Source organism: Syntrophomonas sp. UBA1041, assembly GCF_002316705.1.
Classification (GTDB): Bacteria; Bacillota; Syntrophomonadia; order Syntrophomonadales; family Syntrophomonadaceae; genus DTU019.
In genome coordinates, this window is the sequence record NZ_DCEA01000012.1 from 13,504 (window position 1) to 20,259 (window position 6,756).

The window sequence follows — 6,756 nt, forward strand, 5'->3', positions numbered from 1 at the left end:
GTCATATATGCGGGTATCCTTGCAAACTTGGATCTTGAGTTGGCAAAAAAGCACTTTTTCCGCTGGCACGAGGCGGGCATGAAAATTGTGTTCAAGGCTTGTTTTATTCGTGACGCTCTAAAAGCGCAGGAAGCCGGAGCGGATGTGATTATCCTAAAAGGCTGGGAAGGCGGCGGTCTGGTGAGCCAAGAAACTACATCCGTTCTGATACCGCAAGGCGCCGACTGTATAAATATTCCATTAGTAGCCAGCGGCGGCATTTGCGACGGGAGAACAATGGCTGCGGCATTAACATTAGGCGCACAAGCGATTGAGATGGGTTCGGCGTTCATGCTTGCAGATGAATGCGATATTGCAGATGCTTGTAAGGATGAAATTATCAAAACTGGTGATATGGAAACAGTGATGACAGGTTTTAACATTTACAACACAAGCAGGCAGATACGCAATAAGTACACGGACGACATTACTGCATTTCAAGCGAATAACTCCAAAGAAATAGTCATGGCGGGCTTTCAGGAAAAAACAGCCGGCGCTGTGAAAAGAGCCTTGCGTGAAGGTGATATTGTGAACGGTTCTATTATGGTTGGGCAAATCGTACCATTGCTGAAAGAAAAACGGCCAGCCAAAGAAATTATTGAAACGACGGTATCCGACTGCGAAAGGATATTAGGCCGGACAGTAATTTAACGGTTATTATTCGTAGCTGCCCCAACATTTCATACAATTACAGAACAATTAAAGGAGGATTTTATCATGCGTATTTTTGTTACAGGCGCTACCGGGTTTATCGGATCTGCTGTTGTTAAAGAGCTTATAGCCGCCGGTCATCAGGTTGTCGGTCTTGCACGCTCGGATAAGGCGGCTGCTTTGCTCAATGCGGTTGGAGCCGAAGTACATCACGGTAATCTTGATGACCTCAGCAGTTTGCAAAGTGGAGCTGCAGCAGCGGACGGCGTCATTCATCTTGCCTTTGACAACAGTTTCACCGACTTTGCTAAAGCGATTACAGACGATCTGCATACCATAGAAGCAATCGGAGACACCCTTTCCGGTTCTGGCAAGCCGTTTGTGATTACGTCTGTAACCACAATGGTTCCGTCCTTAGGACGACCGGCAACAGAGGCAGATCAGCCACAGGATGGATCACCGGGATCGCCGCGAAGCACAGCGGAAAAGATGGCAATTGCTCTGGCTGAGCGTGGTGTGCGGTCATCTGCTGTACGTCTCGCACCGTGCGTACATGATGCCAGCAGCCAAGGCTTTGCCACAAGTCTGGCCTATCTTGCCCGTGAAAAAGGTTTTTCCGCATATGTCGGCGACGGATCGAACCGCTGGCCCGCCATACATCGGCTTGATGCGGCAAAATTATTTCGATTGGCTGTGGAATCTGCTCCTGCCGGTTCACGCTTGCATGGTGCTGGCGAAGAAGGCATACCCTTTAAGAACATCGCCGAGGCAATCGGCCTACGCCTGAACCTGCCCGTGTCCAGTATTTCACCCGAAGCTGCGGAGGCGCATTTTGGATGGCTTACACCGTTTGTCCTAATGGACAATCCGACATCGAATGCGTTGACACGGAAGATGCTAGGTTGGGAACCGGTAGAACCTACACTGACTGCTGACATTATAGGAAAATAAACTAAGGAGAATAACAATGAATGAAACATTGAAAACGATCTATAACCTGCATACTACACATACAAATTTTTCATCTCATCCGGTTGACCAAGAAAACATTAAAATCATTTTGGATGCTTGTGTCAGAGCGGCAAATGCTTCAAACAGGCAAAGCTATTCAATTGTGGTGATAGACGGTGAGGATAAGGTGCAGAAGATTATTGGCTGCGGTGTAAAATCACCGATGGCATTGCTTTTCTGTGCCGATTTTAACCGTATTTACGACATAGGAGAATATTTGGGTTATCCAAGTGATTATGATAATTTATTTAGCTTTTTAACTGCCCATACCGATGCAGTCCTTGCAGCGCAGACTGCCGTTATCGCAGCAACCTCACTCGGCTTTGCCTCTATGTTTACAAACAGCATTCATAATGTTAACCGTAAAGATTTGGCTGAAATATACGAGGAATTAAACTTACCGGACAAACATATCTTTCCTGTGGCTGCCATATTGCTTGGATATGAAGATAAAGCGCCTGATTACAAAGCCGGGCGGCTTAATGATGCCGGCGTTGTCCATTATGGTACTTATCAGAAACTGACGGCAGAGCAATGCGAGGAAATAATTAAAACAGTAAATGATCCAGAAAATCATTTTGGAGCAACAGGAGGATGTAATACGTATCTTGAAAACTACTATACCAAGTGGGCAGCGCCACAAACGGCTGATAACGTAAAGAAAATGGATGATACGCTGTATGAAAAGTTGATTTCATTTATAAAGAATTAGACAAATGTCTGGCTATACGCCTTTTCTCAAAATGAGTTTTTTATAAATAGGCAAAAGGAGAGATATATTTATAAAATTTTGCTGATGCACGATAAATGTAAAAAAACTTGAAGAAACATTCGTCTAGCGGTTAATAAAAAAAACGCTGCTATGGTGTAATTTTCTGCGCCTAAACATGATATAGACGATCTAACGATGGCTTTGAAAAATCAAGGCCGTCGTTTTCTGTATATGGGAAACATTTAAAAGCTATGCCCTTAGATGGAATACAGCGGCTTTGGCTAGGAGAATTCCAATGAATACAAAGCCACTGCTTATTTCTTTTGAAGGGTCGCCGCTACGCTTTTCATGCTTCGCCGGAACCTGAATTTTGCTTTAAAATTAACGCTGATTCAAAGCGTTGTGTAAACGTTTTGAATCAAGCTTGGGCGGAAGACCGAATAACCGCAGATATTCCCGACTGAATTGAGACGGGCTCTCATAGCCGACACAATAGGCAACCTCCGCGGCATTTATTGGCTCAGAGATCAGCAAACGACGTGCTTCGTGAAGCCGTATTTGTTTTTGATATTGTATTGGGCTCATTGCAGTAATTTTCTTAAAACAGCTGTAAAGTGTTGATGGGCTCATGTTAACCTCTTTTGCCAACGCTTTAACGCGCAGTGGCTTATTAAAATTTTGCTGAATTAGCTCAATGACCTTGCTTATAGATTGCGCCTGGCTGCCAATCATAGCGAACTGACGAACGCGATCGCTTTGCTCTCCCTGCAAAACCCGGTAAAATATCTCCCGCATAATTAGCGGCGACAATATGGGGATGTCGGCCGGTGTCTCCAGCAAACGAACAAGTCTGATTACTGCATCCAGTAGCGGAGGACTTGTTTCACTCACCAATATGCCCCGATCCGGACGCAGCTTGTCTTGCCGTGATTGACCCGATTCTTTCATAATATCTAAAATTTGATCTGCTGTGAATGTAAGTTGAATACCTAAGAAAGGCTCTTCACGAGATGCGTGAAGGATTTGGCAGCAAATAGGAAGATGTATCGAAGCGATCATATAGGATGTAGGATCATATTGATAAGTCTCTTGCGCACAAATCACTATTTTTGAACCTTGGGCAATCACATATAGGGACGGCTCCTGAACAGTATACAGCCGCTCTGATACACTTGACGCCCGGATCAGGCACATAGACGGGATTGCAGTTAATTGCGTTCCATCCGTGTTTATAAAACGGTTAATTAGTAATGCCAGTTCCTGCTGTTTCGTTTTTATTTCGTCCATACTCGTTTTCCTCCTGTTCGCAAGCTTACTATACCATATTCTGGAGTATTAGGCAAGAAACCCCGACTTTTATGATACCTCCGAATAACTTTTTTTGGTATACTTACTTATAACGGGAATTACAATGCTTAGTCTGCACTTACATATGGTCAACCGCATGACAAAAGCCAAGGGGGATAGCGGAATGCACGATGAAAACTCTATTTGATGAAACCCATTTAGGTAATATCGCGTTGAAAAACAGGATTATCCGATCAGCTACCTACGAAGGGCTAGCAGATGAGACTGGACATATGACTAATAGATTTTTTAAAGCGTATCAAGATTTAGCCGAAGGCGGTGTTGGTTTAATTATTACCGGCGTTACTAACATCACTCAGAAATCCAAATATCTGACAGGCATGATGGAAATTTATGATGATTCATTTATAGAAGACTATAAAAGATTAACTGATATGAGTCATATGAACGATTGCCCCATGCTGATTCGGCTTCCATTCGCGGGAAGTGGCGGTGTTTTATGGACGCCGTCTAATCCCTCCACAGCAGAATTGGAGGCTATTCTACAACCGTTTGACGAGAGCGCGTTAAGAGCCAAACGCGCTGGCTTTGATGGTATACAAATCCATGCAGCACATAACTATTTTTTAAGTCAACTTCTAAACAACCGGCAAAACACCAGACGGGATGAATATGGAGGAAGCTTGGAAAATCAGGCAAGAATTCTGCTTGGAATTTACGCTGAAATCAGAGAAAAGATCAATAAGGACTTTCATGTTTCTATAAAAATTAACTGTACAGACCTTGACGGGAACCATAAAGTTTTTACAGCGTGCCGTTATGTATGTGCACAACTTGCCATTAAAGGGATTAACTCTATTGAAATTAGTGCGGGCACAGGGCCGTTCAACCTTCATCCAGCGTTCGATTATTCAGAATCCGTACTAAGAGATTATGCAGCGCAAATTGCAGAGGAGACAAAAGTGCCCATCATATTAGTCGGATTGAATAGAACGCCTGCGGTTATGGAAGAAATACTAAATACAAAGAATATCGAGTATTTTTCAATCTCAAGACCACTGTTAAAGCGGTCACATCTAGTGAATGAGTGGCAAAATACTCATGAAAGCAATATTTTGCGGAAAGGTTGGTAAATCAATATGATTAATAAGATTACGGACGCTATTGTTCTAAACAATGGAGTCAAAATGCCTTGGTTGGGGCTGGGTGTGTATGAGGTTAAAGATGGCCATGAAGTGGAGCAATCTGTCCTAACGGCTTTACAGACGGGCTATAGGAGCATTGACACCGCAGAGGCTTATTACAATGAAAGCGGCGTGGGAACGGCAATCAGAAAAAGCGGTGTAGCAAGAGAAGATTTGTTTGTAACGACTAAAGTATGGAATTCCAATCAGGGATATGAAACAACGCTCAGGGCATTTGAAGGCAGCAGAAAAAGACTGGGGCTTGAATATCTTGATCTTTATCTGCTTCACTGGCCTGCGAGAGGTAAATATCTGGAGGCATGGAGAGCATTTGAAAAGCTTTATAAAGAAGGCTATGTACGGGCTATTGGTGTATGCAATTGTCATGAGCAACATCTAAACGCTATTATGCAAAATTATGAGACGGTTCCTATGGTGAACCAAGTGGAACTTCACCCTTTGCTCTCACAACAAAGACTGCGAAATTTTTGCAAAGAAAAAGGAATTCAAATGGAGGCTTGGGCACCTTTAATACGAGGCCAGTTCAATATTCCTGTTCTACATAAGCTGGCGCAAAAGCACGGAAAGACACCCGCACAGATTATCCTTAGGTGGGATTTACAAAATGGAATTGTTACAATCCCCAAATCCGTTCATGATACACGAATTCGTGAGAATGCAAATATTTTTGATTTTGAGCTAAGTAGTGAAGACATGAAAGAAATTGATACTCTTAATCAGAACTATCGTTGGGGGTCCAACCCAGATAACTTCAATTTTTAATACTGTAGAATAATACAAACTAAGTAACTGGAAATCTCTTATGGAAATAATCACAATTAAATCGTTTTGATAGTACAACAAGGTTACTAAACTGTTGTTTAGGAGGTGTAACCTGCGCGCTTATTGAAATAGCTAGCTAAACGGCGGTTTTGAAATCAAAGTCAAAACCGCTGTTTTTCCTGTGTTGAAAAAGGAGATTGCGGAGAGCGTGATAAGTGCGTCTTTCTGTGTATTGATGTATTCAGTGAGTACACGTTCCGCCAATATAATGACACCTTTATTTGCGGATAAACGGGAAGTTGAAAAGGCAGGGGATTGATACCAAGGGCGGGCAAGGCGGCATTAAAATAATTTGGCGGATCTATGGTATAGCGTTGCTTCTTCTGGCTGCTATAAAATTTCATGGTTTCATTTCAGAAGTGTGCCGCATAGAAAGAAACAGCTTGCCTAATGCTATCCATTACAATCGAATTCCTTTTCCAGTATCGGTATGCAGCGGTTGGATTCCTTTCGGGTTGTTCATCCTTTCAAAGCCTACCTCCATGTTTCATATCTCTATTGTAAACTTGAATTTTAATAATAGTTGACAATTAGCTCTTTTTCTTTTATACTGTTGCAAGACAAAATTACATGGAGGAAAATCAAATGAGAAGAATTCAAACAAATGAACTAATTTTATGCGCTCTGTTTGTCGCAGCCACCGTTGTGCTATCACAAATATCTATTCCCATCGGGCCTGTGCCCATTAATCTGGCACACATTGCTACCTTTCTTGCCGCCGGATTGCTGGGTGCCCGGTCTGCCGCATTAAGCCAAGCCGTTTTTGTGCTGATGGGAGCTGTGGGCCTACCGGTATTTTCCGGCTTCAGAGGTGGGCTTGAGCGTGTTTTTGGGCCGACGGGCGGCTATATCATCGCCTATATTGGCTGCGCCTATCTTGCCGGCTATATCATCCAGCGGTTTGGTAAGTCTCCCAAGGTTCTGGCGGCCGCCATTTACGCAGGGTGGGCAGTGGCCTATCTCTTTGGCACTGCGTGGTATTCCTACATTACCCATACCCCAATGGGC

General features: G+C 43.4%; 7 protein-coding genes. 6 read left to right on the forward strand and 1 reads right to left on the reverse strand.

Annotated elements, in window-relative coordinates; genetic code table 11:
- From B2633_RS02385 to B2633_RS02395, 3 genes are all read left to right on the forward strand, one after another.
- Positions 1-690 (forward strand): NAD(P)H-dependent flavin oxidoreductase (locus tag B2633_RS02385; RefSeq protein WP_483168934.1); only part of this gene is annotated, 690 nt, incomplete at its 5' end.
- A gap of 66 nt (positions 691-756) precedes the next feature.
- Entirely contained in the window at positions 757-1,641 is an 885-nt protein-coding gene (locus B2633_RS02390) for an SDR family oxidoreductase (protein WP_483168936.1), read from the forward strand.
- 16 nt (positions 1,642-1,657) lie between these two features.
- Complete coding sequence (locus B2633_RS02395; RefSeq protein ID WP_483168937.1) at positions 1,658-2,413, forward strand: nitroreductase family protein; 756 nt, start codon at positions 1,658-1,660, stop codon at positions 2,411-2,413.
- A 381-nt stretch (positions 2,414-2,794) separates the two neighbouring features.
- Here the strand turns inward: B2633_RS02395 and B2633_RS02400 are convergent, their stop codons facing one another.
- Positions 2,795-3,700 carry an AraC family transcriptional regulator gene (locus tag B2633_RS02400; RefSeq protein ID WP_483168938.1) on the reverse strand — a complete coding sequence of 302 codons (906 nt, stop codon included), beginning with the start codon at positions 3,698-3,700 and terminating at the stop codon, positions 2,795-2,797.
- A 191-nt stretch (positions 3,701-3,891) separates the two neighbouring features.
- Between B2633_RS02400 and B2633_RS02405 the strand changes: the two genes are divergently transcribed.
- From B2633_RS02405 to B2633_RS02415, 3 genes are all read left to right on the forward strand, one after another.
- Positions 3,892-4,854, forward strand: coding sequence for an NADH:flavin oxidoreductase (locus tag B2633_RS02405; RefSeq protein WP_483168939.1), 963 nt, complete (start codon positions 3,892-3,894; stop codon positions 4,852-4,854).
- A 6-nt stretch (positions 4,855-4,860) separates the two neighbouring features.
- Positions 4,861-5,688 (forward strand): aldo/keto reductase, encoded by an 828-nt coding sequence (locus B2633_RS02410; protein WP_483168941.1) that lies wholly within the window; start codon positions 4,861-4,863, stop codon positions 5,686-5,688.
- A 645-nt stretch (positions 5,689-6,333) separates the two neighbouring features.
- A partial coding sequence (locus tag B2633_RS02415) for a biotin transporter BioY (RefSeq protein WP_483168942.1) occupies positions 6,334-6,756 on the forward strand: 423 nt, incomplete at its 3' end.